At 32.1% G+C, this 26,253-nt stretch carries 23 protein-coding genes; 10 read left to right on the top strand and 13 right to left on the bottom strand.

What is annotated here, in order from left to right:
- Positions 1–191: 191 nt before the first annotated feature.
- The 6 genes from AC2D8I_RS14845 to AC2D8I_RS14820 form a co-directional block, all read right to left on the bottom strand.
- Complete coding sequence (locus tag AC2D8I_RS14845) at positions 192–1,595, bottom strand: efflux transporter outer membrane subunit (protein ID WP_484706823.1); 1,404 nt, start codon at positions 1,593–1,595, stop codon at positions 192–194.
- Positions 1,596–1,598: 3 nt separating this feature from the next.
- The gene (locus AC2D8I_RS14840) at positions 1,599–4,751 is read right to left on the bottom strand and encodes an efflux RND transporter permease subunit (RefSeq protein WP_484706822.1); all 3,153 of its coding nucleotides are present in this window, start codon (positions 4,749–4,751) and stop codon (positions 1,599–1,601) included.
- Between the two features lie 20 nt (positions 4,752–4,771).
- On the bottom strand, positions 4,772–5,905 hold the full coding sequence (locus AC2D8I_RS14835) for an efflux RND transporter periplasmic adaptor subunit (RefSeq protein ID WP_484706821.1): 1,134 nt from the start codon (positions 5,903–5,905) through the stop codon (positions 4,772–4,774).
- A gap of 10 nt (positions 5,906–5,915) precedes the next feature.
- Entirely contained in the window at positions 5,916–6,410 is a 495-nt protein-coding gene (locus tag AC2D8I_RS14830) for a GbsR/MarR family transcriptional regulator (RefSeq protein ID WP_484706819.1), read from the bottom strand.
- Between the two features lie 464 nt (positions 6,411–6,874).
- A complete protein-coding gene (locus tag AC2D8I_RS14825; protein ID WP_484706818.1) occupies positions 6,875–7,639 on the bottom strand; it encodes an alpha/beta fold hydrolase in 765 nt (254 codons plus the stop codon).
- A gap of 97 nt (positions 7,640–7,736) precedes the next feature.
- On the bottom strand, positions 7,737–8,450 hold the full coding sequence (locus AC2D8I_RS14820) for a pyridoxine 5'-phosphate synthase (RefSeq protein ID WP_484706817.1): 714 nt from the start codon (positions 8,448–8,450) through the stop codon (positions 7,737–7,739).
- Between the two features lie 91 nt (positions 8,451–8,541).
- Between AC2D8I_RS14820 and AC2D8I_RS14815 the strand changes: the two genes are divergently transcribed.
- The 9 genes from AC2D8I_RS14815 (at position 8,542) to AC2D8I_RS14775 (ending at position 17,245) form a co-directional block, all read left to right on the top strand.
- Positions 8,542–9,201 (top strand): CBS domain-containing protein, encoded by a 660-nt coding sequence (locus AC2D8I_RS14815; protein ID WP_484706816.1) that lies wholly within the window; start codon positions 8,542–8,544, stop codon positions 9,199–9,201.
- 3 nt (positions 9,202–9,204) lie between these two features.
- Positions 9,205–10,080: an NAD kinase gene (locus AC2D8I_RS14810; protein WP_484706815.1), complete on the top strand. Its 876-nt coding sequence runs from the start codon at positions 9,205–9,207 to the stop codon at positions 10,078–10,080.
- A 100-nt stretch (positions 10,081–10,180) separates the two neighbouring features.
- On the top strand, positions 10,181–10,870 hold the full coding sequence (porG, locus tag AC2D8I_RS14805) for a type IX secretion system protein PorG (protein ID WP_484706814.1): 690 nt from the start codon (positions 10,181–10,183) through the stop codon (positions 10,868–10,870).
- 55 nt (positions 10,871–10,925) lie between these two features.
- Positions 10,926–11,609: an undecaprenyl pyrophosphate synthase gene (gene uppS, locus AC2D8I_RS14800; protein ID WP_484706827.1), complete on the top strand. Its 684-nt coding sequence runs from the start codon at positions 10,926–10,928 to the stop codon at positions 11,607–11,609.
- Entirely contained in the window at positions 11,545–14,193 is a 2,649-nt protein-coding gene (bamA, locus tag AC2D8I_RS14795; protein ID WP_484706813.1) for an outer membrane protein assembly factor BamA, read from the top strand. The genes uppS and bamA overlap by 65 nt, the downstream gene beginning before the upstream one ends.
- Positions 14,194–14,426: 233 nt before the next feature.
- The gene (locus AC2D8I_RS14790; RefSeq protein WP_484706812.1) at positions 14,427–15,395 is read left to right on the top strand and encodes an OmpH/Skp family outer membrane protein; all 969 of its coding nucleotides are present in this window, start codon (positions 14,427–14,429) and stop codon (positions 15,393–15,395) included.
- 40 nt (positions 15,396–15,435) lie between these two features.
- Positions 15,436–15,948 (top strand): OmpH/Skp family outer membrane protein, encoded by a 513-nt coding sequence (locus tag AC2D8I_RS14785; RefSeq protein ID WP_484706811.1) that lies wholly within the window; start codon positions 15,436–15,438, stop codon positions 15,946–15,948.
- Between the two features lie 65 nt (positions 15,949–16,013).
- A complete protein-coding gene (murI, locus tag AC2D8I_RS14780) occupies positions 16,014–16,799 on the top strand; it encodes a glutamate racemase (RefSeq protein ID WP_484706810.1) in 786 nt (261 codons plus the stop codon).
- A 95-nt stretch (positions 16,800–16,894) separates the two neighbouring features.
- On the top strand, positions 16,895–17,245 hold the full coding sequence (locus AC2D8I_RS14775; RefSeq protein WP_484706808.1) for a GTPase: 351 nt from the start codon (positions 16,895–16,897) through the stop codon (positions 17,243–17,245).
- 122 nt (positions 17,246–17,367) lie between these two features.
- Here the strand turns inward: AC2D8I_RS14775 and AC2D8I_RS14770 are convergent, their stop codons facing one another.
- From AC2D8I_RS14770 to AC2D8I_RS14745, 6 genes are all read right to left on the bottom strand, one after another.
- A complete protein-coding gene (locus tag AC2D8I_RS14770) occupies positions 17,368–17,880 on the bottom strand; it encodes a gamma carbonic anhydrase family protein (protein WP_484706806.1) in 513 nt (170 codons plus the stop codon).
- Positions 17,881–17,924: 44 nt separating this feature from the next.
- Complete coding sequence (locus AC2D8I_RS14765; RefSeq protein WP_484706805.1) at positions 17,925–18,662, bottom strand: LytR/AlgR family response regulator transcription factor; 738 nt, start codon at positions 18,660–18,662, stop codon at positions 17,925–17,927.
- Between the two features lie 151 nt (positions 18,663–18,813).
- Positions 18,814–20,991: a tetratricopeptide repeat-containing sensor histidine kinase gene (locus AC2D8I_RS14760; RefSeq protein ID WP_484706804.1), complete on the bottom strand. Its 2,178-nt coding sequence runs from the start codon at positions 20,989–20,991 to the stop codon at positions 18,814–18,816.
- 379 nt (positions 20,992–21,370) lie between these two features.
- Positions 21,371–21,844, bottom strand: coding sequence for an ankyrin repeat domain-containing protein (locus tag AC2D8I_RS14755; protein WP_484706803.1), 474 nt, complete (start codon positions 21,842–21,844; stop codon positions 21,371–21,373).
- 14 nt (positions 21,845–21,858) lie between these two features.
- Positions 21,859–23,364, bottom strand: coding sequence for a catalase (locus tag AC2D8I_RS14750; protein ID WP_484706802.1), 1,506 nt, complete (start codon positions 23,362–23,364; stop codon positions 21,859–21,861).
- Positions 23,365–23,790: 426 nt separating this feature from the next.
- Entirely contained in the window at positions 23,791–24,801 is a 1,011-nt protein-coding gene (locus AC2D8I_RS14745; protein ID WP_484706800.1) for a PorP/SprF family type IX secretion system membrane protein, read from the bottom strand.
- Between the two features lie 266 nt (positions 24,802–25,067).
- Here AC2D8I_RS14745 and AC2D8I_RS14740 point away from each other — a divergent pair, with 266 nt between their 5' ends.
- Positions 25,068–25,970 carry a NifU family protein gene (locus AC2D8I_RS14740; RefSeq protein ID WP_484706799.1) on the top strand — a complete coding sequence of 301 codons (903 nt, stop codon included), beginning with the start codon at positions 25,068–25,070 and terminating at the stop codon, positions 25,968–25,970.
- 123 nt (positions 25,971–26,093) lie between these two features.
- Here the strand turns inward: AC2D8I_RS14740 and AC2D8I_RS14735 are convergent.
- Positions 26,094–26,253 (bottom strand): T9SS type B sorting domain-containing protein (locus AC2D8I_RS14735; protein WP_484706824.1); only part of this gene is annotated, 160 nt, incomplete at its 5' end.

Raw genomic sequence — 26,253 nt, 5'->3', positions numbered from 1 at the left:
TTCTGGTTTCATAAATGTGTTAAAGTTAATAAATAAAAAAATCTCGAGGGTGAATTAAACCCCGAGATTTTTAAACTTACACAGTTTATGAGATACTGCCATAAAATTATACAAGCAGCATTTTATTTTTTCTAGATAGAAGTACTATTTTTGTAATACTTAAGACCGCTCTTTAAGTACAACTTAAAATACTACCGCCATCCGCCACCAAGAGACTTATACAATTCTACAACCGCTTGTAACTGATCATTTCGGGTAGCAATAATATCTAAACTCGTATTAAGACTATTCTCTCGTGCCCTTAATACCTCCAAATAATTTACAAGTCCATTTTCTAAAAGCTCTTCAGAATAGTTCAACGCTAAAATATAAGCAGCATATTCTTTTTCTTTTACTTCCATTTTATCTGTTGCCGTTTGATAAGCATATAATGCATCTGAAACTTCTTTCCCTGCTTGCAATAAGGTTTGCCTAAACCTCAATTTTGCTTGCTCTTGTTGCGCTTTGGCAACCTCATATTCTGTGCGTATTTTTCTGCCATTTAAAATAGGCTGCGTAAGCCCACCTACTAATGTTGAAAAGAGTGAACTAGAACTAAAGAAATCATCAAAATCTAAACTTTGCAACCCAACATTAGCCGATAATGTAAGCGAAGGATACAACCTGCTATGCGCTACATTTGTTAACTGAAAGGCATTCATTAGTCCATATTCAGACACCATTACGTCTGGCCTATTTTCAAGCAATTGCATAGGGACTCCCGTTTTTAATATCGTTATCATATCTTGATCTTCCAATTTCCCTCTTGAAATTCCCTGTACATCTCTTCCTAATAACACAGACAGACTATTTTCTAATAATCGCACTTTATTTTTCAAGTCTATAAGAATGGATTTTGCAGTGTACAACTGAGCTTCTGTTTGCTTAACACCAACTTCATTTACATTTCCTGCTTCTTTAAGTGCTATAGTGGTTTCCAGACTCCCTTCTCTATTAATAATAGTTTCATTAGTGACTTGTATTTGCTCATCAAGAGATAATAATTGATAGTATATAGAAGCGATATTAGCCACTAACTTACTTTTTACTGCATTATGAGCTGCAACCGTTTGCAAATACGAAGCCTGGGCAGCCCGTTCATTACTCTTTATTTTCCCCCAAACATCTGCCTCCCAAGAGAGGTTACCACTCAATTCATATTGGTCTAGTTTATTGAATTGTGATCCAAATTGACTATTTTCAGACAATTCTGAATGTGAATATTGAGCCAACCCATTTATAGTTGGCAAATACCCTGCTTTTCCTTTCTTTAAAAAAGCTTCAGAAATAAGGATCTGCTGGATTGCAATACGTATATCTATATTCTCCTGCAAGCCTTCTTCTATATATAATTGAAGCTGAGGGTCTGTAAACAACTCTTTATACGATATTGTAGCCAAAGACAGACTGTCTTGTGGTAACTTATCGGTTCGATAATACTCTACGGTAACGATTTCTTTTTCTGGGCGTGTATATTCTTTTGCCGTAAAACAAGACACAAATAACAACGCCGAACTTGAAATAAAAATCTGCTTTATAATTTTTAATATGTTCATTACTTATTCTTTTTCAATTATTTCTGCTGCCTCATTTATTGGAGCTCCTGTAATTTTTTCTTGTAACCACTGAAACAATATAAACAGGATTGGAATAACAAACACTCCTAGAATCGTTCCTATAAGGAGTCCTCCTACGGCTCCAGTACCAATAGACCTATTTCCAATAGCTCCTACACCATTAGCCAACACCAACGGCATTAATCCTAAAATAAAAGCAAAAGAGGTCATTAATATAGGACGTAATCTTGCTTCAGCTCCATGAATAGCTGCTTCTACGATAGAGGCTCCCTTTTTTCTACGTTGTATTGCGAACTCTACAATTAAAATGGCATTTTTAGCTAATAAACCTAATAACATTATGAGTGCTATTTGAAAATAAATATTGTTTTCAAGTCCAGTAAACTGGGTTGTAATATACGCTCCAAAAACACCTAATGGCAATGATAATAAGACCGAAAACGGAATGAGATAACTCTCATACTGAGCGGCGAGTAAAAAATAAATAAACACAAGAGAAAGAATAAAAATGGTTGTCGTTTGGCTACCAGCATTAACCTCTTCTCGCGTTAAGCCAGAATAAGCTGTAGTAAAATTTGCAGGCAAGCTTTCGGCCACTTCGTTTACTGCTGCAATACCGTCCCCTGTACTAAACCCAGGATTAATTGCTGCTGTTATTTTTGTTGAATTTAATAGATTAAATCGTGTTACAGATTGCGGCCCATAAACTCTATTTAAGCTAATAAATGTCGTAATAGGAGTCATTGTCCCTTCAGCTGTACGAACATAAATACTATTAAGTGATTCTAAATCGCTACGGTCTTCAGGCAATGCTTGAACATAAACTTTAAATTGCTTTCCAAAACGAGAAAAATCTGTAGCAAAAATACTTCCAATATATCCTTGTAAGGTTGAAAAAATACTGGTAACAGAAACGCCTTTTTCTTTAGCTAATGGCACATTTACTTCTAATTCATATTGCGGATAATCTGTATTAAAAGAAGATTGTGCGTATAAAAATTCAGGACGTTGTGATAATTGTGCTACAAATTCTTTATTTACCCGATCGAGCTCAATAAAACTCCCACTAGATTGATCTAGTAAATTAACTTCTACACCGGTAGAATTTCCAAACCCTGGAATACTAGGTCTCCCAAAGAAAATAATTTTTGCCTCTGGAATTTGCGCAGCTAAACCGAACATTTTTTTTGTTATAGAGGTTATAGAAAGAGAATCCTCTGCTCTATCCTCCCAATTATCTAACTTAACAATTCCAAAACCATAATTAGCTCCTGAACCGTTAATAATACTTCTACCATCAATAATTGACACCCCTTCAACCCCTGCTATTTTACTAACCTGTTGGTATACTTTTTGATTAACTTTATGCGTTCTATCTATAGATGAGCCCGCAGGAAGTTCTACATTTATAAAAATAATCCCTTGATCTTCATTGGGTACAAATCCTTTTTTCACTACCGAATTCGAATAAATTATTCCACAAACAGCGGCCAATAAAATGAGTCCTGTAACCCATTTGTTTTTGTATAAAAAACGAATAGATTTACCGTATTTTACAATCATAGCATTAAAGCCTTTGTTAAAAACAACAAAGAAACGCTGCATAAGATTTCTCTTTCTCCCGTCTTCAGTTTCTTTTTCTTCTTTTTTAAGAAACAAAACACACAAAACAGGACTCAACGTCAAGGCATTTACAGCAGAAATAAAAATGGCAACAACCAAAGTAATTCCAAATTGCTCATAAAAAACACCTGTAGGTCCAGTAATAAATGTTACAGGAATGAATACCGCTGCTAAAACTAAAGTAATAGATATAATTGCTCCAGAAATTTCGCTCATTGCTTCCAGAGTAGCACTTTTAGAATCCTCTCCATTTTCATCTATTTTTGCATGAACAGCTTCTACAACAACAATGGCATCATCTACTACAATACCAATAGCAAGTACTAATGCGAATAATGTTAATAAATTAATAGAGTATCCAAATAGATTAAGAAAGAAAAATGTTCCTATAATTGAGACTGGAACTGCAATCGCAGGAATTAGAGTAGACCTAAAGTCTTGTAAAAAAATAAACACCACAAGAAAGACAAGAATAAATGCTTCAATAAGAGTATGCACCACTTTAGTAATAGAAGCCTCTAAAAATTGATTTGTATCATATGGAACAAAAATCTTAATTCCTTCTGGAAGACGCGTTTTTGCCTCCTCCAACTTCACTTTAATTTGACTAATTATCTCTTGAGCGTTAGACCCTTTAGTTTGGTAAATCCCCATTACTACAGCCTCATTCCCATAGGTCGTTGAAGCATTAGAATAGCCCTGAGCTCCAAGTTCTATATCTGCAACATCTGAAAGCCTCAAAAACTGCCCATTACCCAGTGCTTTAATAACAATATCGGAATATTGTTTTTCGGTTTTAAATCGGCCTTTATATTTAATTGTATATGTAAATGCTTCACCGTCATTTTCACCTAAAGACCCTGCTGCTGCTTCTAAGCTTTGCTCATTTAATACGTCTGTAATGTCTGAAGGTATTAAATTGTAGGCTGCCAGTTGATCTGGCTGTAACCAAATACGCATAGCATAATCTTTTTCTCCAAAAACACTTACATTTCCCACACCGTTTACACGCTGGATCTCTGGAATAATATTTATTTTTAAATAATTTTGAATGAATGTATCGTCGTAATCTTCATTTTCACTATAAAACGAAAGAAACATCAATGCACTCGTCTGCTGTTTCTGAGTTGTCACTCCTGTTTGCAAAACAGCTTGAGGCAATGATGAGTTAGCTCTAGAAACACGATTTTGTACGTTTACCGCTGCAATATCCGGGTCTACATCTTGTTCAAAAAACACGGTAATATCTGCCGAGCCATTATTATTTGCTGTAGAAGTGATATATGTCATCCCTTCTACCCCATTAATTTGCTCTTCAATAGGGATAATAACACTTTCTAGTACCGTTTCTGCATTTGCCCCAGGATAACTTGCGGTCACTTGAACTGTAGGTGGCGCAATATCAGGATATTGAGTAATCGGTAGCGTTGTTAGTCCAAGAACACCCAAAATCACAATAATAATAGAAATTACTGTTGATAATACGGGGCGGTTTATAAATAGTTTTAACATAATATTATTAATTAAAAGTATTACCTAAAAGTCTTTTCAATCGGTTTCGCGATACTATCAAAAGGGATTTTTCTGGGACTAATTTTCATCTTCGCTTTTAGCTTATTCAAACCCGTTCCAACAATATTAACGCCTTTATTTACCCCATGTTTTACAACATATAGGTTTTCAACTTCTGCTTCTACTTCTATTTTAGAAGCCACAAGCACACTATCGTTCCCAACAGTATATACATATGTACTCCCTTGTTGTTCGTAAGTTGACTCTTGCGGTACAACTACAGCATCTGAATAGACTTTTGGCACTCGTATTACGCCACTATTACCATTAGTTAAGAGTCTATATGGATTCTCAAAAACAGCTCGAAAGCTAATCGTTCCGGTATTCACGTCAACCTGAGAGTTAATCGTTTCTATTACTCCTTCATATTTATACACACTACCATTTGCAAGCGTTAATTTCACTTTCGGAAAGTTTTTAATTTTTTCTTGCATGGTTTCTCCTTCGGTATTTTCTATAAAATCTAAATATTCTTTTTCATTAAAAGAAAAGAATGCATAAACTTGATTTACTTGAGAGACTGTTGTTAATGGTGTTTGACTTGTTGGACTTACCAAAGCTCCTTTTCTTAGTCTAATCTCTCCGACAAATCCATCAATAGGGCTTTTTATCACACCGTAGCTTATATTTGCCAAAATACTATTATAACTACTTTGTGCTTGTTGTAGTTTTGCTTTAGCGGCTTCTAATTGCACAGTACTAATAATTTTTTTTTCTACCAGTGGTTTTAACTTATCTACCTCAACTTGCGCAGCATACACATTGGCTTTAGCTGCCGAAGCATCTTCATTTAATGTATATGTTTCCAACTGAAATAAAGTTTGTCCTTTTTTCACACGCTGCCCTTCATCTACAAAAACCTCTTTAATATATCCTGAAATTTTTGCGCGTATTTCACTATTTATAAGCCCTTCAATACTTGCAGGGTATGTAGAATACCCCGTAACTGTTTGTGTAGGCAAGGTGATTACAGGAAACGGCTTGTATTTGTTCAAAGCCTTATTTGGAGTTACCTCTTCACTATCATATCCACAGGAAGCCATAAAAATAGCTAACAGCATAATGGATCGTGATATTATTTTTATTTTATTCATAAATAATAGTTTACTGATCTTTTGATTTTTCTTGAAATTCTTGCATTTTTTGAATTGTACTTGCTAAATTCTCTTTCTGACTTTCGAGGTATTCTTGAAAAAAAACACCTACAGATTTATTAGAAATAAATCGTTCTGGATTATTTTTTTTATTGAATCCAATAATACTTTTAGCCATACTAAGTTGCTTCTCAACAACTTGATAGTACCCTTTTAAAACCCCTATTAAGTAATCTCCAGTCCCTTTAAAATAGCGTTTACGATCTCCTGGCTTTGTATAAAACTCGATATAATTTAGTTGTAGTAATAAATTTACACTTGTAGACACTGTACTTTTACTAGCCTTAGTAATATCCATTAATTCATCAAATGAAAATCCGTTATGATTTGATAAAATCATAATAGCGTAAATACGTGAAGCCAACGGAGGCAGTTTATGGCTTTGCTCTAAATGTAACCCAACCTGTTCTACTAACTTTTTCTTTTCTTCTGAACAAAGTTCCATACTCTAAATAATTTTAGAGCGCAAAATTATTAATCAGTTCGGAACAGACCGAACTAATTAAGATAAAGCTTTGTTAATATTACTTAAGGAAACGTTAAATAACGGAGAGACAATACATTATATAGCAGCCAATTAAAAAAAGCAATAAGCATTCGCAAAACTAATGAATTCACTATAGCGATATTAGATACTATAAAGCTATTCAGTAGATTTCTACTTTCCATTTAAAAATCAAATAGACTTAAGATCCTTTTGATCTACATCACAAATAGATTAAAATCTATTTGCGATTTAAATTACTTTATGGCTGAATGTTTTAAGGTCATCATATTTGATATTCTATATAAAACCTAATAAAACTTACCTAAGAGTTTGTAAGTTTAGACAAAAAGGGTTTTAATAATAATTATATACAAAAAAAAGAAGTTTATTTTTAAAAATTCATGCTTATACGTTGGCATACTCTAATGTAGGAAGGCAACCACTGTTGCATAAAAATCGACTGGATTTTCGGCATGTAACCAATGTCCTGCATTTTTTATAATTTCAAGATTAGCTTTTGGAAAATGTGATTTTATAATACCCTCATCTTGAACACCTATATATTCACTTCTATCACCTTTTAAAAATAAAACACTCCCTTCGTATTTAGAATGTACTGGCAAGGCCTCTCCAACTTCACTAACATTATCGACTAATACATCTAAGTTAATACGTAATCCTAACTGCCCTTTTTCTACCCAATAAAGATTCTTAAGTAAAAATTGCCTGGTTCCATAATCTGACACATAATTAGACAAGTTCTCATCGGCTTTAGATCTACTCTTTATACTATTAAAATCTAATGCTTTTAATCCATTAAGAATTGCATCATGATGTATCGGATAAAAACGCGGTGAAATATCTGCAACCATTAATTTTGAAACCAATTCGGGATATTCCGTAGCAAATAACATCGCTGTTTTTCCTCCCATAGAATGCCCAAGCAAAACAATATTCTCTAATTTATGTTCATCACAATAATGTTTTAAATCTTTCACTAAGACTTCATAATTAAATTCTGCATTATGAAAACTACGGCCATGATTACGTTGATCTACTAAGTGCACTTCAAACTCATTCTCTGCAAATTTTCGTCCTAGTGTTTTCCAGTTATCACTCATACCAAGAAACCCATGAAGAATTATAAACGGTTTTCCTTTTCCTAAAATATTAGAATGTAATTTCATTTGCGAATTACGTTTTTAAATTATTTAAATATGATCACTCATAAATCAAGCTAAAATGCTATTTTACTTAGTCAAGTACATTATACTACACCAAAGATTATTTCAATTTATTTAAATACATTCCTACAACATTTTCAATCCCTAAATACAAGCTTTCAGAAATTAAGGCATGCCCTATAGAAACTTCTAATAAATTAGATATATTATTTTTAAAAAACTGGATATTATCTAAAGACAAATCGTGTCCTGCATTCACTCCCAATCCGATATCATTAGCTAGTATAGCACAATCTGCATATGGTTTTATTGCTTTTTCATTACCTAAAGCATATTCTTTAGCAAAAGCTTCTGTATATAATTCAATTCTATCTGCTCCTGTATTTTTAGCCCCTTCTATTTGCTTAAGATCGGGATCTACAAATATTGAAGTCCTTATACCTTTGCTTTGAAATTCAGCGACAACAGTCTTCAAAAACGACTTATGCTTTATGGTATCCCAACCAGCATTACTCGTTAATGCATCTATCGCATCGGGAACCAGTGTTACTTGTGTTGGTGTTATATCTAAGACCATATTTACGAATTTTTCATTCGGGTTCCCTTCTATATTATACTCTGTATGTACAACAGGTTTTAAATCATATGCATCTTGGTAGCGAATATGACGCTCGTCTGGTCTAGGATGTATTGTTATTCCCTCTGCTCCAAAACCTTGCACATCACTAGCAAATTTTATTACATTTGGTGTATTCCCACCTCTTGAGTTTCTTAAAGTCGCTATCTTGTTTATATTTACACTTAACTTTGTCATTTTCCCTGTATTTACTAGCAAAAATACAAAGTAGAACAGCGGTATTGTACTATTTTTTAATTAATTTGCATAATTCTAAATTATAGAAGCAATGAATCTTTCGGAACTTATAATAAATGACATAACTCCTCTTACTAATACAGATAGTGTGAGGGATCTTCAATTGTTATTCACTCAATTAACATATTCTCATATTCCTATTAAAAATGCAGAAGGCATTTATATAGGCTGTCTTTCTGAAACTGATGCGCATTGTTTTGAAAGCGATAAACAAATTAAAGATTGTAGTTATGCTGTAGAAGGCTTTTTTGTGCGTCAAGAAAGTAATTGGCTAGATGTATTAGAGGCCTTTACTCAAAGTGCGACAAACATAATGCCTATTTTAAACTCCAAGAACATTTACTTAGGCTATTACGAACTCAATGATGTAATGAGCTTATTTAATGAAACGCCTTTCTTTTCTGAAAAAGGAGCTATTTTAATTATTGAAAAAGGGTTATTAGATTACTCTTTTAGTGAAGTTAGTCAAATTATTGAATCTAACAACGGAAAGCTACTAGGGGCATTTATTTCTAAAATTGAAAATGATGTAACTCAAATAACTTTAAAAATAGGAAACACTAGCTTAAATGACATTATGCAAACGTTTAGACGCTATAGCTACAACATTATTTCTGGTCATGAAGGAGACAGTTACTTAGAGAGTCTCAAAGAACGCTCAGACTATTTAAACAAATACCTAAATATGTAGTTTATGAAGGTTGCCATTTATAGTCAATATTACAAAAGCAAATCTCAAGAATCATTTGAGACATTAATTAAGATACTACTCTCAAAGAAAACAGCTATTTTTATTGAAGCTGATTTTTTAAAAACCTTAGATTCAACTTTAAAAAACAACGCCAGGATAAAAGCCTTTTCAAAGTTAGATGCATCTTTTGACCTATTAATTAGCATTGGAGGAGATGGCACCATTTTAAGAGCCATCACTTTTGTAAAAGATTTAAACATCCCTATTGTTGGGATAAACACGGGAAGGTTAGGTTTTTTAGCCACCATACAACATAATGCTATTGAAAAAGCGATTCAACAAATAATAGACAAAGATTACACTTTATCCAAGCGCTCATTATTATCTATAGAAACATCTCCAGAAAACAAGGACATTAAAGAATTAAATTTCGCCTTAAACGAAATTGCTGTAAGCAGAAAAAATACCACTTCTATGATTACAGTTGAAACGCGCTTGAATGGAGAATACCTAACCTCTTACTGGAGTGATGGGCTCATCATTTCTTCTCCAACTGGTTCTACTGGGTATTCTTTAAGTTGCGGCGGTCCTGTAATCACTCCAGATGCAACAAGCTTTGTTTTAACGCCTATCGCCCCTCATAATCTTAGTGCAAGACCTTTAGTTATTGAAGATTCCACTGTAATACAATTAAAAGTGAGTGGTCGAGAAGACAACTATTTGGTTTCATTAGATTCTCGAATTGCAACTTTAGCAAATGATACTATAATTACCGTAAAAAAAGCAGATTTCACTATTAATATGATAGAACTCAACAATGAAAGCTTCCTAGACACACTTCGTAAAAAGTTACTTTGGGGAGAAGATAAGCGTAATTAAACAATAAATCAATCTAAAAACTGTTTTTAAACTATAACTATTTGATTCAAATTATTATAGGCTAATCTTATTTATTATATTTGCAAACTTTTGACAATCTATGAGGTACTTAACCATTTTATTAATAACATTTTTAGGCACTCAAATTAACTATGCACAAATACATGAATTAGGTGTGTTTTTAGGTGGGAGCAATTTTATTGGAGATGTTGGCGACACCAAATACATAGCGCCCAAACAGTTAGCCATAGGAGGACTTTACAAATGGAATAGAAGCCCTAGACACTCGTATAGAGTTTCTTTACTCTTCACTGAACTAGAAGGTATTGATAGAAATTCAGACGACCCTAGTAGAATCGTTAGAGGTTACGAGTTCAAAAATAAAATTATAGAACTTTCTGCGGGGATGGAATTCACTTTTTTTGATTTCGATCTACATAAAGGCAAGAGCGCTTCTACTCCGTATCTTTATACAGGGATTAGTGTTGCAAAACATGATAATTTCTTTTTCTCAAATGGAGAATTACAATCTGAAGACACAACAAGTTTAGCCTATGGTATTCCTATGGCGCTAGGCTACAAAACCACTATTTCAAGTAATTTCATCCTAGCATTGGAAATTGGAGCAAGATATACCTTTACAGACGAAATCGATGGTAGTGTACCAGACACTAAAGCTAACATAGAAGCGCTTAGTTTCGGAAATACAAATAATAATGACTGGTATACATTCTCAGGAATCACATTAACCTATACCTTTGGGAGAAATCCCTGTTATTGCAATTACTAAAGTGGATCTAACAAACATAAATACAAAACAACTGCCAAAACATATAGCCATAATCATGGATGGCAATGGGCGTTGGGCAAAACAAAAAGGAATGCTTCGTGCATTTGGCCATGAAAACGGAACAAAATCCGTACGAGATACTGTAGAAGCTTGTGCGCAATTAGGCATTGAAAACTTAACGCTCTACGCTTTTTCTACAGAAAATTGGAATCGCCCCAAATTAGAAGTAGATACGCTAATGAAGCTATTAGTTTCTTCATTAAAAAAAGAAATTAAAACACTTAAAGATAAAGACATTAAACTTAAGGCCATTGGCAACTTAAAATCGTTACCAAAAAAGGTATTTCGAGAGTTAAATGAAGTTATAGAAAGCACGAAAAAAAACAAGAGAATGACTTTAACTTTAGCACTAAGTTATGGCTCTAGAGAAGAATTGTTAAATACCGTGAAAGAAATAAGTATTAAAGTTAAAAATAATATAATTTCTCCCGAAAACATTGATGAATCGATTATTAATGAGCATCTTTACACGCAAAGTTTGCCTGACGTAGATTTACTAATTAGAACTAGTGGAGAACAACGTATAAGCAACTTTTTACTATGGCAAATAGCCTACGCCGAACTATACTTTACACCTATACTTTGGCCAGATTTTAAAAAGCAACACCTGTGTGATGCTATTATTGAATATCAAAAAAGAGAACGAAGGTTTGGGAAAACAAGTGAACAAATTAGCTAAACAATTACTATTGAAAACATCTTTAAAATACGCACTAATTTTAGTATTTACTATTAGTAGCTTTATAACGCAAGCACAAGAACTTCCCTTAACAAGCGGTGAAAAATATACTATTGCAGAAATTACTGTAAAAGGGAACACTAGTTTTAGTGAACAAACCATTATTACATACTCTGGATTAAGAAAAGGAAACAAGATATTAATCCCAGGAGATGAAATTAGCAATGCTATTAAAAAATTATGGAAATCTAACCTCTTTAGTGATATAGAAATTTACTTAACAAAAATAGAGGGCAATAATGCCTATTTAGAAATAAGACTCTCTGACTTGCCAGAACTAAATGACGTTAAGATTACAGGAGTAAAAAAAAGAAAGAAAGAAGATATTTTAAAAGAAAATAAATTAAATCAAGGTGTAAAAGTTACAGAAAACTTAATTACAACAACCAAAAACTTTCTTCAAAATAAATATAAAAAGGATGGTTTTTTAAATACAAAAGTTAATATAAACACCATTGAATTACAAGACTCTATAAAAAAGCCGAGAGTAAATATGGTTGTAGCCATAGACAAAGGAGAAAAAGTTAAAATAAAGGACATCGCTTTCGATGGCAACGCTGTTTTAAGTGATAAAAAACTTAAAAAAGCAATGAAAAATACCAAGGAGAAAAACTTTTTCAATTTATTCAAACGCTCAAAGTTTATAGAAGCAAACTATAAAGAAGATTTAATATCACTAATAGATGAATATAAAGAAAGTGGTTATAGAGATGCCCGTGTCATCTCTGATTCTTTAATTAAAAATAACGATGGTACTGTTAACTTAAAAATTGGCATAGAAGAAGGTGCCAAATACACGTTTGGGAATATTACTTTTATTGGTAACACTGTTTATTCTGATGCAACATTAAGACGCCTTTTAAAAATTGAAAAAGGAGACACTTATAATGGTGTGCTTTTAGCAAAAAGAATTGAAGATAACACAAGACCAGATGGTGAGAATATCACCAATCTATACCAAGATAACGGCTATCTTTTTTCTACAATAAACCCTGTTGAAGTAAATGCAGACGGAAACGTTATCGATATGGAAATAAGAATAGTAGAAGGAAAACCTGTCTACTTTAATAAAATTTCAGTTGTAGGAAATGAAAAAACTAATGATCACGTTATTTACAGAGAATTAAGAACGCGTCCAGGAGAATTATATAGTAAGGCAAATGTAGTGAGAACTGTAAGGGAATTAAGTCAACTTGGTTTCTTTGATGCAGCGCAGATCAATCCGCAATTTAAAAACCCAAATCCAGAAGAAGGATCTATCGATATTGAATATGGTCTTGTTGAATCTGGATCTAGTCAAATAGAATTGCAAGGTGGCTATGGCGGTGGTGGATTTATAGGAACATTAGGTTTATCATTTAACAATTTTTCAATAAAAGACATCTTTAAAAAAGAAGCCTATAAACCAATTCCCTCTGGAGATGGCCAAAAATTAGCATTAAGGTTACAAGCGAGTCGTTTTTACCAGACGTACAGCTTTTCTTTCTCTGAGCCTTGGTTAGGAGGCAAGAAACCGGTACAGTTTTCAACCTCTATATCTCAAACAAAACAATTTTTATTTGATTCACAAACTGGAGATGCTGATAAAGACAGACGTTTTAACATTACAGGAATTACTTTTGGTTTGGCAAAACGCCTATCTGTTCCTGATGATTATTTTGTATTGTCTCAAGCCGTTAGTTTTCAACACTATAATTTAAAAAATTACAACACGGGATTATTCACTTTTGGAGATGGATATTCTAATAACTTATCCTACACTATAGGCTTAGGTCGTAATAATACAGCAAACGACCCGATTTTCCCTGTTAGAGGCTCTAGCTTTAACATCTCAGCAAAACTATCTTTACCTTACTCCCTATTTAATGGTGTAGACTACAAGTCATTAAAGGAAGATCGAGATGAAAACCAAGCCATTGTAGATGATATAAATAATTCTTTATTCGAAAGAAATAATGCCTCTGATAGAATTGCTGAAATAGACCAAGAGCGTTTTAAAACGTTAGAATTTTACAAAATCAAATTTAAAGGAGACTGGTATACTAAATTGGTTGATAAATTTGTATTTAAATCTAGTATCGAATTTGGTTTCTTAGGTGCCTATAATCAAGATAGAGGAGTGATTCCTTTTGAGCGTTTCTTTTTAGGAGGTGATGGGTTAGGAAGTTACAGTCTAGACGGCAGAGAAACGATTGCACTTCGTGGCTACCCAAATCAGTCACTTTCTAGTCAAGATGGGGGTAGTATCTACAACAAGTTTTCATTAGAATTGCGCTATCCAATTACTCTAAAGCAAACAGCTAAGATCTATGCATTAGGATTTATGGAAGCTGGTGGGGCCTATGATGAGTTTAAAGACTACGATCCCTTTAACATAAATAGGTCTGCAGGACTTGGTGTTAGAATATTTATGCCTGCCTTTGGTTTATTAGGTATTGATTTTGGCCATGGCTTTGACGCACTTCCTGGTCAAACAGTTAAAAACGGTTGGGAAACACACTTCATAATTGGTCAACAATTCTAAAAAGAAAATCCGAAGCGTGTAATTAATCCTTTAATTAATATGATCTGGTTCTTTTAATTTTTATTTTTGGCACGATATTTTCAATGTACAGCTTGAGGATTTGATTAAAGAATTAATAGTTTGAGATTAAAATTTATTATTTTTAAACTATTAATTCAAAATAAAACAGAATCAAAACAATCATCTGTCTAATTTCGAGTTTATAAGTTATAAATATTAAAATATTAAAACAGATGAAATTAAAAGTTCTTTTTTTATTAGCTATAGTATCTATATCAAGCTTATCAATTCAAGCACAGAGAGGTGTTAGAATAGGCTATATAGATACAGAGTACATTTTACAAAATGTTCCTGAATACACTGAAGCTACGACACAATTAGAATCGAAAGTTCAAAAATGGAAGGGAGAAATAGAAACGAAACTAAGTAGTATAGAACAAAAGCATAAAGAGCTTGATAATGAAAAAGCACTTTTAACAAAGGAACTTATAGCAGAACGCGAAGAAGATTTATCTTTTGAAAAAAAGGAAATATTAGAATACCAACAAAAACGATTTGGACCAGCTGGTGATTTAATGGTACAAAAAAAGCAATTGATGCAACCAATACAAGACCAGATATTCCAAGCCGTACAAGACATTGCAAAAGCTAAAAAATACGATTTTGTTTTTGATAAATCCGCAGACGTTGTAATGCTGTATTCGGCAGAGCGTTTTGATATGAGTGAACAAGTATTAAGAACGATAACACGTGCTTCAAAACGTAAACAATTAAAATCTAAAGCGGAGAAAAAAGCAGCAAAGAATGAAGATCTCACTGTAGAAGTTAATGAAGCTAAAGACGAAAGAGCAAAAGCGGCTGAAGAAAAAAAAGCGGCTAGAGCCAAATTAGTAGAAGCGCGTAGAAAAGCAACCTTAGAAGCTAGAGAAGCTAAGAAAAAAGCGGCGGCTGAAAAAAGAGCTAAAGCAAATGAAAGCACAACTTCAACCTCAGAAGACGATAACAACGTTGAAACTAATGACAGCGAAGCTAAACAACCTAAAACAAGAGAAGAGATTTTAGAAGAACGCAAACAAAAGAAGTTAGCAGATAGAGCAGCTCGTAAAAAGGCCTTGGAAGAAAAAAAGAAAAAAGCATTAGAAGAACGCAATAAGAAAAAAGAAGCACAAGAAAAAGCTAACGAACCAGATAATGACAACTAAGACTAACTATTAATATTTATACAAACAAATACTATTAAAAATGAAACGATTAAAAAAGTTATTAATTGCAGCAGCATTGTTTATTGGAGCAACTACTCTTACAAACGCACAGGATAAAATTGCACATATCAATACTACTGAATTAATTCAATCCATGCCAGAGATGAAAGCAGCTCAACTTGAAATGGAGAAATTAGGAAAAACATACGAAACAGATATTCAAGCATCTGCAAAGGAGCTTCAAGATAAAATGAAACTTTACGATTCTCAAGCAGCTTCACAAACTGATGAAGAAAACAGAAAACGTGTTGCAGAAGTACAAGGTATGGAGCAAAGTATCCGTCAATACCAAGCACAAGCACAACAAGATTTACAAAAGAAAGAATTAGAATTATTAAAGCCTATTACAGAAAAAGCTAAAGCAGCAATATTAAAAGTTGCTAAAGCGCAAGGATTTCAATACGTATTGGACTCTACTCAAGGTGGAGGCGTAATTATGGCAGAAGGTAAAAATTTACTTGAAGACGTAAAAAAAGAATTAGGTTTCTTCTAATAGACAAATTTAAAAGCCGCCTTCATCAAGGCGGCTTTTTTTATTTATAGCATCGCTTAATAATTATGAATAAAAATCCTATCGGTATATTTGACTCTGGTGTTGGAGGTACTTCAATATGGAAAGAAATTCACAAACTTCTACCAAATGAAGACACCATATATCTAGCCGATAGTAAAAATGCACCTTATGGTCCCAAAGGCGAAGATAAAATTATTAGCCTTAGCATTAAAAACACAAAACTACTTTTAAAAAAAGATTGTAAGCTTATAGTTATAGCCTGTAATACAGCCACAACTAATGCTATTAAAATATTACGGAAACAATACCCTAACATTCCGTTTATAGGTATTGAACCTGCCATAAAACCTGCTGCTTTACAAACTCAAACAGGAACAATAGGTATTTTAGCAACGAAAGGGACACTTTCTAGTCATTTATTTCATAAAACCACAGATTTATATTCCAATGGCATTACAATTATTGAGCGTGTTGGAGAAGGGATCGTTCCATTAATTGAGATTGGTAAAATAGATAGTGCGGAAATGAATACCCTGCTAGAACGCTATATTCAACCCATGCTTGATGCTAATATCGATTATCTCGTTTTAGGGTGTACACACTACCCCTATCTTACCCCACAACTTTTAAAATTATTACCTAAACATATAAAGATTGTCGATTCTGGTGAAGCTGTGGCCAGACAAACCAAACTTATATTAGCACAACACGCATTACTAAACATTAAAAATTCGTGTCCGCAACATCATTTTTTTAGTAATTCAGATAATTTAAATGTTATAAAATCCTTATTAGGTAACAGTGCTCATGTTAATCACTTAGACTTTTAAAATCCTTTTATCCTAATAACCAGACTCATTCTAGGATTGTTTTTATAAAAAAAAACTTCAAGTAAGTTTTTATAGACTATTGCTACTAAAGATGTATGAGTAAACTTCTATTTATATATAATGCAAATTCAGGATTAGGCAATATGGTTATGGATATTGCACACAAATTATTCAACCCAGAAACCTATGCCTGTAACCTTTGTGCAATTACTTTTGATACTTTTTCAGAAAATAAAACCTGGGAAAAATTTAGAAAAAACAGTAATATTGATATGGAGTTTTCGCATATCGATGAATTTGAAGTAAAATACCCAAACGTAACACTAGAATATCCTATTATTCTTAAGCTAAACAATAATAAATTAAACACTTTCCTCAATTCTAAAGCTATCAATAAACTAAAAACTGTAGATGATTTAATTACAGTAATTAAAACGAAACACTAGATTCATCAACGATTTGACACTATCTCATTTCTTTGTGATGATTAATGTTCTTCCTTTTAAAAATCGTAATAGAAGTACTATTAATCGTTACAATCTTTTTCAACTTCAATTAATAAACTCTCTCACCTATACCAACTAGAGTATTCCACATAATTTTCTGCGATTCTATTAATTTCTCCATTAATTAAAGTCTTACTGATATCTTTCACTTTTTTTGCAGGAACTCCAGCATAAATACTTCCTGATTCAACGATTGTATTTTGAGTAACAACTGCACCAGCTGCTATTATACTGTTTCTTTCTACAACACAGTTATCCATAACAATACTCCCCATACCAATTAATACATTGTCTTCTATTGTGCATCCATGGACTATTGCATTATGCCCAATTGATACATTATTTCCAATTAATGTAGGGTGTTTCTTGTAAGTACAATGCACTACAGCTCCATCTTGTACGTTTACTTTGTTTCCGAGCTTTATATAATGTACATCACCTCGTAATACGGCATTAAACCAAACACTACAATCTTCACCCATTTGTACATCTCCCACAATAGTAGCATTCTCTGCAACATAACACCCTTTAGGTATTTTTGGTGATTTCCCTTTTACAGATTTTATTATTGACATATTTCTTTTTATTATTTATTAATAGATATACTATACAAAAGTTATTATTTAAAGTAAGCCAATAACCCTGCTTTTTTATTAGCAGAAACCATAACTTCTTGTCCGTTACTAAGAACAACGTGTCCACCTTTACCTTTTACATATTTCACTACTTCGTTTACATTTACTAAATAACTTTTATGGACACGAGCAAAACCAGAATCATCCAATGCTACTTCAAAATATTTAAGTGTTTTACTTACAACCTTTTTTTTATTCGTATTCAAATAAAGTTCTGTATAATTATCATCTGCTTTACAAAACAAAATATCTGCTGTATTTAAAACTTCAAAACCATCTTGCTGAGGAACTGTAATTTTTCCTTTTATATTTTTACGCGTCTTAGGCACCAAAACCTGCTCTTGCAAAGCATCTTCTTTTGCTTTTATTTCGGCCACATAATTTACTCCTTTAATCAAATCATCTATAGAAATAGGTTTCATTAAATAATAAGAAGCATGAGCGTTTAAAGCTTCTATTGCATAATGATCGTAAGCAGTAACAAATATAATTTCAAACGTTCGATTATCTACTTTTTCTAATAAGTCGAAAGCATTACCATAGGGCATTTCTACATCTAAGAAAACAAGATCCAATGTTTCTTTTTTAATAAGTTCCAAGGCATCATTTACATTTGAAGCCTCACCTAGAACTTCAATATTTGGGCAATACTTCTTTAAATAATTTTTAAGTATTGCTCTACTTGTCTCTTCATCTTCTACTATTATAGATTTTAATCTCATTTAGTTATTAGATTTCTTTATTACTACATTAAAGGCTCTCCCTTTATCTAAAGAGCACAAGTCGTGTTTTGCATTACAAACAAAATACAGGATTTTCGTATTTTATATTACTCACTTTCTTAAACAAATATAAGTCTAGAGGTTTTATTATTTAATCTTTCCTTATACTTACTATAACTTTTGTTCCAACATCTTCTTTATCGGGCTCAAAATCATCAATAGAAATCGCTATTTTATCTTGGTGCATACCATTAAGTATAGAAACTCGTCTCTTAATATTACTCATCCCTTTTGAGTTTTGTTTTTGCTGATTTTCAGTTTTTAATGCCTTTGACTGCTTGCGTCCCACACCATTATCTGAAATAACTATTCTTACTTCTTTTTCAGATTTTTCAAATATTGAAACACTTAACTCGCCTTTCCCTTTTTTATAACGTAAACCGTGCCAAACAGCGTTTTCTATGTATGGTTGCAGTAGCATTGGAGGGATTTGGAAAGCAGAAACATCAATGCAATCATCTACAGTTATTGAATAATCAAATTTATCTTTAAATCTAAAATGTTCCAATTTTGTATATAGCGCTATTAATTCTATTTCTTTTGTTAAAGGAATAAAATCTTTTTCACTATTTTCTAATACAGCTCTCATTAATTTTGAAAAATCTGAAAGGTATTTATTTGCATTCCGTTCATCATTCGTGGCAATAAAACTATTTACAGAGTTTAAAGCATTAAAAATAAAATGAGGGTTCATCTGACTCCTTAATGATTTTAAAGCCAATAAATTATTAGCTAGTTTTTGCTGTTTTATAAATTTAAACATCAAGTACGCAATAAAGAGCAACAAAAATAAACCGCCTATTAACGAATAAATAATTATCCTTTGTGTTTTACCTTTTTGCGCAGATATATCATATTGGTTTCGTGCCAATTCTCTGGTCATCTCTAAATAAGTAACTTGATTTTGCTTTTCAGCTAACCGCTTATGGAATCGTGTTGCTTGATAAATTTCTTGTTCTTTTCTTATATAAGACGCTTCTACTGCTTTGGTATAGGCTTCATAAGCTTCAAGGGCTTTCACATAATTACCAGCATCTCTATAAACTTCTGAAATTTTACGCCTCGCATTTCTTTCAACTAATAAATCTTCACGTTTATCTGCTTCTACTATACTCTTTTGCAAATAAGGTATAGCTTCATTATATTCTTTTTTCTGATAATAAGCACTCCCTATTTTATAATTCTGCTTTTGTACGGTAAGCGGACTTTCACTATTAGTTATTTCATCTACTGTAATTTCCTCTATAGCTTCAATAGACTCTTTTCTAAGTCTAATTTCTTTGTCAAAATCCTGATTTGAATTATTAAAATCTGCGACCTTTAACTTTTCTTCTATTGCCCTTATTTTACTCTGCTCAACTGCAAGATTCAATGAATTATCATAATACAATTCCGCTTCATTTACCTCTCCACTTTTATGATAAGCCTCTGCTATTTTAGAATTTAAATTAGTCACTTTTAAGGAATCTAAATGTTTTTCTGCTATTTCTAGACCTGTTTTGTAAGAAACTATAGCCTTATTAAATTCTCGCGTTTGTAAATAAACATTCCCTAATCCTTCATATAATTCAACTAACTGATCGTTAGAAAGCTTATCTTTATTTAAATTATTATAAAGTGTTAAACTTTCCTGATAATTTTTATTTTGACTAAAAGCATTGGCTAGTTTTAATTTTACATTATCTGTTATTAGACTGTTTAAACTAATTCTATAATTTGTAACAGCTAAATCATATTGTTCCCAATACATAAATACATCTGCTAAAACCTCATAGGCTTTGGCATTTTGCGCTACAGAAGTACTCTTAGAGATACTTTCTGTAATATACCGAATACTCTTCTCTGCAGATATTTTCTTGTGACTCTTTGCCGAATCTATTAAACTACTAAACGAATTATTCCTCTTATCTTTAGAAGCATATACTTCTAGTCGTTCTTTTCTCGGTTGCACATCTACCGTTATTTGTTCCCTACTTTTAATGGTGTAATAAATAGTCTCAAAATCTTTATGGCTTATCCTTAACTCATCCCCTTCTCTTACTTTTATTTTAAACTCTCCAGCCATGTTGGAAAACGTATAAGCACTTCCATTAACCTCTATATTAACATCTGCAATGGGCTTGTATGTAATAGATTCTCTTACAAAACCTCTTACATTAAAAGCTGGTTTCTTATTTTTTATCTGAGACTCTAAATTATTCTGCGCTGTGACTTGCAAAGGGAGGAAAAAAAGAAAACATAATATTATGTATACTGTTTTGTTTTTCATTTCTTATTAATTACCTGAGGTTAAACTTACATACTTTAACTGGTAAAATAAAATAGCGTTTTATAAAAATGTTATTTATTTTCAGCTAAAAATGTGCCTTCACGCATTTAACAATACTATTTACGCATTGATATATAGGTTTTACTCGTTATGCTTTTTATATAAAAACATTTTTAAAGAACACGTGTATTATAATATAATCCTCAGAAAAATTTAACAAATAAAACCTCAGAGCAAATAATTTACTCTGAGGTTTTAATGTTTCTATCTTTTATTTTATATAAGGTTAGAATATACTTTTCAAGGTTTAATATAACCCTTAGATTGTTATTTATTCTATTACCTAGAATACAACGTTTTTAGGTGAGATAAATCCCTTCTAATTCTTCTTTTTTTTAGATTTCAATAACGCACTTATTTTTGTTCTATTAAAACGCATGGCATATTCCATTGTTCTTTGATTTATTTCATCACTACAATGTTCTTTAGCGATTAACATTTTAGCTATATCATCTTCAGCAGTAACAATAGCTCCCATTAATGCGGTATTTCCCCTTTTATCTTTTAAACAAAGGTTAGCGCCTTTAGATACTAAAAACGCAACAGCCTCCTTTTGTCCATTATATGCAGCTATCATTAATCCTGTATAACCATTTTCACCTTGGTAATTAACATCTACACCAGATTCTATAAATTTTTCCAATAGAGGGATATCTGAAGTTCTAGCACCGTAGAAAAAAGATTTTTCTAATTCTTGTTGATCTGTTAATTTATTTTGAGCCGTTATATTTTGAATTCCTAACAAGGTTATGAAAAGAATTATTTTACTTAAATTTTTATATCTATTTTCCATTTAACCTTTAACTATTATTTAGTGTACATTTTTTTCGACAACCCTAAACCTTTACCTACTCGCGTTCCATAATCTTTATCGGCTTTATATAAAAAACGCACCATTCTAGCTTGAATTTTCTCATCTTTAACTTTCGTTAAAGCGCCAACCCAATTGTTTATAAGATTCTCCTTTTCTTGTTTTGAATACCCTCTGTATAATATCCCTGCTTGGTAAAAATCTCTTGGCCTTTGAATTTCTTCTCTTACCATATAACCTTCTATTAATCGTTTATCTTCAGGCTTAAATGTCGATGTTAATTTACTCTTATGACTTGGGAAATAATTTACATCACCTGTTCGTTCTTCGAAATTCATAGCACCATCAATATGATAGTTATTTACAGTTGTTAAAGGTCTATTTGCTGGCAATAATTGGTGGTTTTTACCTAACCGATACATTTGTGCATCTGCATAAGAAAAATTTCTTCCTTGCAACATTTTATCGGGTGAAAAACCTATTCCAGGAACAACTCTAGAGGGTGCAAAAGCAGCACTTTCTGTATATTGAAAAAAGTTTGGTGGAATACGATCTAACACTAAAGTACCAACTTTAAATTCTTCGACATCAAACCATTGTTTTGTATCATCAAAAATATTAAAGTCGAATTTATTAATATCCTTATTCGGAATTATTTTGACCATTAAATCCCATTTAGGGAAATCTCCTTTGGCTATATTATCATATAAGTCTCTTGTCATATGATTAAAATCTTTTCCTTGAATCGCTGTCACTTCTTCTGCCGAAAGATTTTTTATCCCTTGTAGAGATTTAAAATGGAATTTCACCCAGTATATATCGCCTTTATCGTTTATAAACTTAAACGTATTTACTCCAAACCCATCCATTTCTCTATATGACTTAGGAGTTCCATTATCTGAATACAACCATGTTAATGTTTGTGTGGCCTCTGGAGTTAATGAAAAATAATCGAAAATACGATTTTCATCTTGTAGATTTGTTATTGGTGATGGTTTATTCGCATGCGTAAAATCTGGAAATTTAATAGCATCTCGAATAAAAAATGTAGGGATATGATTTCCTACTAAATCCCAGTTTCCTTCTTCGGTATAAAACTTTACAGAGAACCCTCTGGGGTCTCTTGCTGTTTCTGGAGATCCTTTGGAGTGAATAACACTAGAGAAACGAACTAAAACAGGAGTTTTCTTATTAACTTCGGAAAAAATATTTGCTTTGGTAATAGCACTTATATTTTTCGTTGTAATAAAATATCCTTGAGCTCCTGTTCCTCTTGGGTGCATTACTCTTTCTGGAATTCGCTCTCTACTAAAGTGTTGTAGCTTTTCTATTAAATGGACATCTTCTAATAATACTGGACCTGTTTTCCCTATTGTCAAGGATTCCTTATCTCCATTTAAAGGAGCGCCTCCACTAGAGGTTATTTCATAATTTGTTTGTTCTTGCGCAGAAGACAATATCGAAATTGCCATAAATGTGCTTAATAAAATTGTTTTTTTCATTTTAATGGTAGAAATTAATCTCGTAACCTTATTCGGAATAATAACTAAGGGGCGGAGGGTTTTTTATTAGTAACAAATAAAATCAATGTTTACTACCCTAACAATAAAATCAAATATCTATAAAAAATAACACTATAATCAAAATTTATAGAAAACAAATGTTTTGATTATTAAAAACAATAATTTAATTTTCTTAATAAGGTATTTCTAGATGAGCTTCTCATTATCTAAAACTTAAATAATATCATGCCATCGATTTCATTTCTATAAGAAACATACGCCTTAATCAGAGAGCTCTTTAGTCTTTAAAAGGCTTGCTTATAGCTATACTATAAATCAAGTTTTAAAAAGACTTTATATCCTTAAAAAAACAAAAGCGCCTCGATTCCTAGATCGAGGCGCTTTTGTTTTTCTATGTTTAGATTTTTAGTTAACTGCTGGACAGTTACAACTATAATGTTCTTTTCTACAACCAAAATTATAACCGAGTGTTATTTGATGAAAACCACCGTTATTAAACACTACAGAGTTAGATTGATAACTATATGTATAAGCAAACATAAAATTATTTGTACTAACACCTAAAATAGGTGTGATATATTGTAGTTTTTGGCTACTTACACCAGAGCCATCTATAAATTCTGCGCCATCCAAACTTCTCCTATAAGATAATCCTCCCCATAACTTACCAAAATCAGTTTCCTTATATGCTTTGGCATTTATATCAAAAAAAGCTTCTTCGGTAGCATCTCTATATACAAACATAGCAGAAGGTTCAAAACTCCACTCGCTATCATACCTACTAAATGTATTACCTACAGAAACAATATATGTCCTCAAATTATCGAAACTTAAGCCTTGCTCGTTAAAATTAACACCTTCATTTTTTAATAAGTTCTTTATCGTAGCATGTGCATAGAAATCGTATAAATGATAAGAAAAACCAAAGTCTACATTAAAATTAGTTGCCGATTGCTCTATACCCGATATTATGGGATCAAAACCTCCTTCTAAGAATGTAGTCTCATCTAATTTATATTGAATTGCTCCTGCACTTAAACCAAAGGATAACATATTTAAATCGACTTCACTTCTTGAAAATAAAATATGATGAGCATACGTTAAATAAGCCCCAGTTTGTGAGTGGAAACCATTTTTATCAGAATACAAAATTCCCCCTACACCAGATTGTGATTCTCCAATTCTACCATTTATACTCGCAGTTAATAACTTTGGGGCTTCATCGTCTCCAAACCATTGTTGACGACCAGTAATTCTCACTTTTGAACAATTGGCAACTCCTGCCATAGAAGGGTGAATTAAATAATAGTTATCCGTTAGATAATCCGAATAGATTGGAAGACCTTCTTGCGCTTTAGCAAATTGAGTGTAAAATAGTACAGATACTGCTAATATAAGTAACCTTTGTATTCTCATAAATTTTCTTTTTCAAGGTAAATATTCGTTTCTAGATTTATATTTAAATCTTTCTTAATTATTTTTTTATCATAAAAATCATACGCAAAGTCAAACCATATTAACTTCTTTCCTAATCGATTATATAGACAAAAATTAAAGCTCCCAATATAGAAAGGTTTTAGCACATATACTAAACTTTTCTACAAATAGAAACGTTTATTAAAGCCCAAATATATAATATCTGAACTTTTCTTTTAGTATTTTTGCAAAAAAAAGAATAGATAATGAATCCGTTTAAAATCTCTATCCAGGAAACTTCTAATAATTCTATTATTAAATTCGAATTAAACCAATTTATAACTCAACATCAAAGTTTTGAATTCAATAATATAGACGAAGCAAAAGTTTCTCCTTTAGCTCAACAATTGTTTTACTTACCATTCGTAAAAAAAATATACATCTCTAGTAATTTCGTTGCTATAGAGCGTTTTAACATTGTAGAATGGCCTGAAGTTCAAACTGATGTCGCTGAACAAATTGAATCTTATTTAAACAATGGAGGCCAGGTTATAACAGAAGACCTTGCTTCAAAAAAAACACCGGTAACTGTTTATGCTGAAAGCACTCCGAACCCATCTGTTTTAAAATTTGTTGCTAATAAAAAATTGGTAATGGCCTCTTACGAATTTACATCCATTGATTCTGCTCAAACCTCACCATTAGCAACAGAATTATTCCACTTCCCTTTTGTAAAAAGTGTTTTTTTAGATAAAAATTTTGTTTCTATTACTAAATATGATATAGCAGATTGGAGCGAAATAACGAATGAACTTAGAGAGTTTATTAGAGGTTTTGTTGAAAATGGAAAAGAAATAGTATCTCCAAATACTCCTGAAGCCATAGAAAAAAACACTAAAAAAAGTACTACTCCTTTTGAAACGCTTGATGAGATTTCAAAAGAAATAATAAACATTTTAGAAGAATATGTTAAACCTGCTGTAACTAGTGATGGCGGAAATATTCAATTTGAATCCTATGACCCTAATACCAAAACAGTAAAAGTTATTTTACAAGGCGCCTGTAGTGGTTGCCCTTCTTCTACATTTACTTTAAAAAATGGTATTGAAAACATGCTTAAGGAAATGCTTAAAGACAAAGTAAATACAGTTGAAGCTATAAACGGGTAATCCTTACCCTCTAAAGTATAGACTATCTCTTATTTAAAGACGAGACATATTTACATAAAAAAACCAGAACATTAAATGTTCTGGTTTTTTTATGTAAACTTTTCAGTTTTTACAATGCCATCGTTATCGTTTTAAAGCAAAATGTGCTTTAAACATTTTCTTATCATTGGTACTAGGCTCTCTGTAATCTATAGAGAACCAATACGTACTATTAGGCATTGGGCTACCATTATAGGTACCATCCCATCCATCGCCTGTAGGACTAAGCTGTTTTAAGAGCTTC

This window comes from Lacinutrix sp. YIN62 (assembly GCF_057219185.1).
This window is presented reverse-complemented; position numbering and strand designations above follow the sequence as displayed.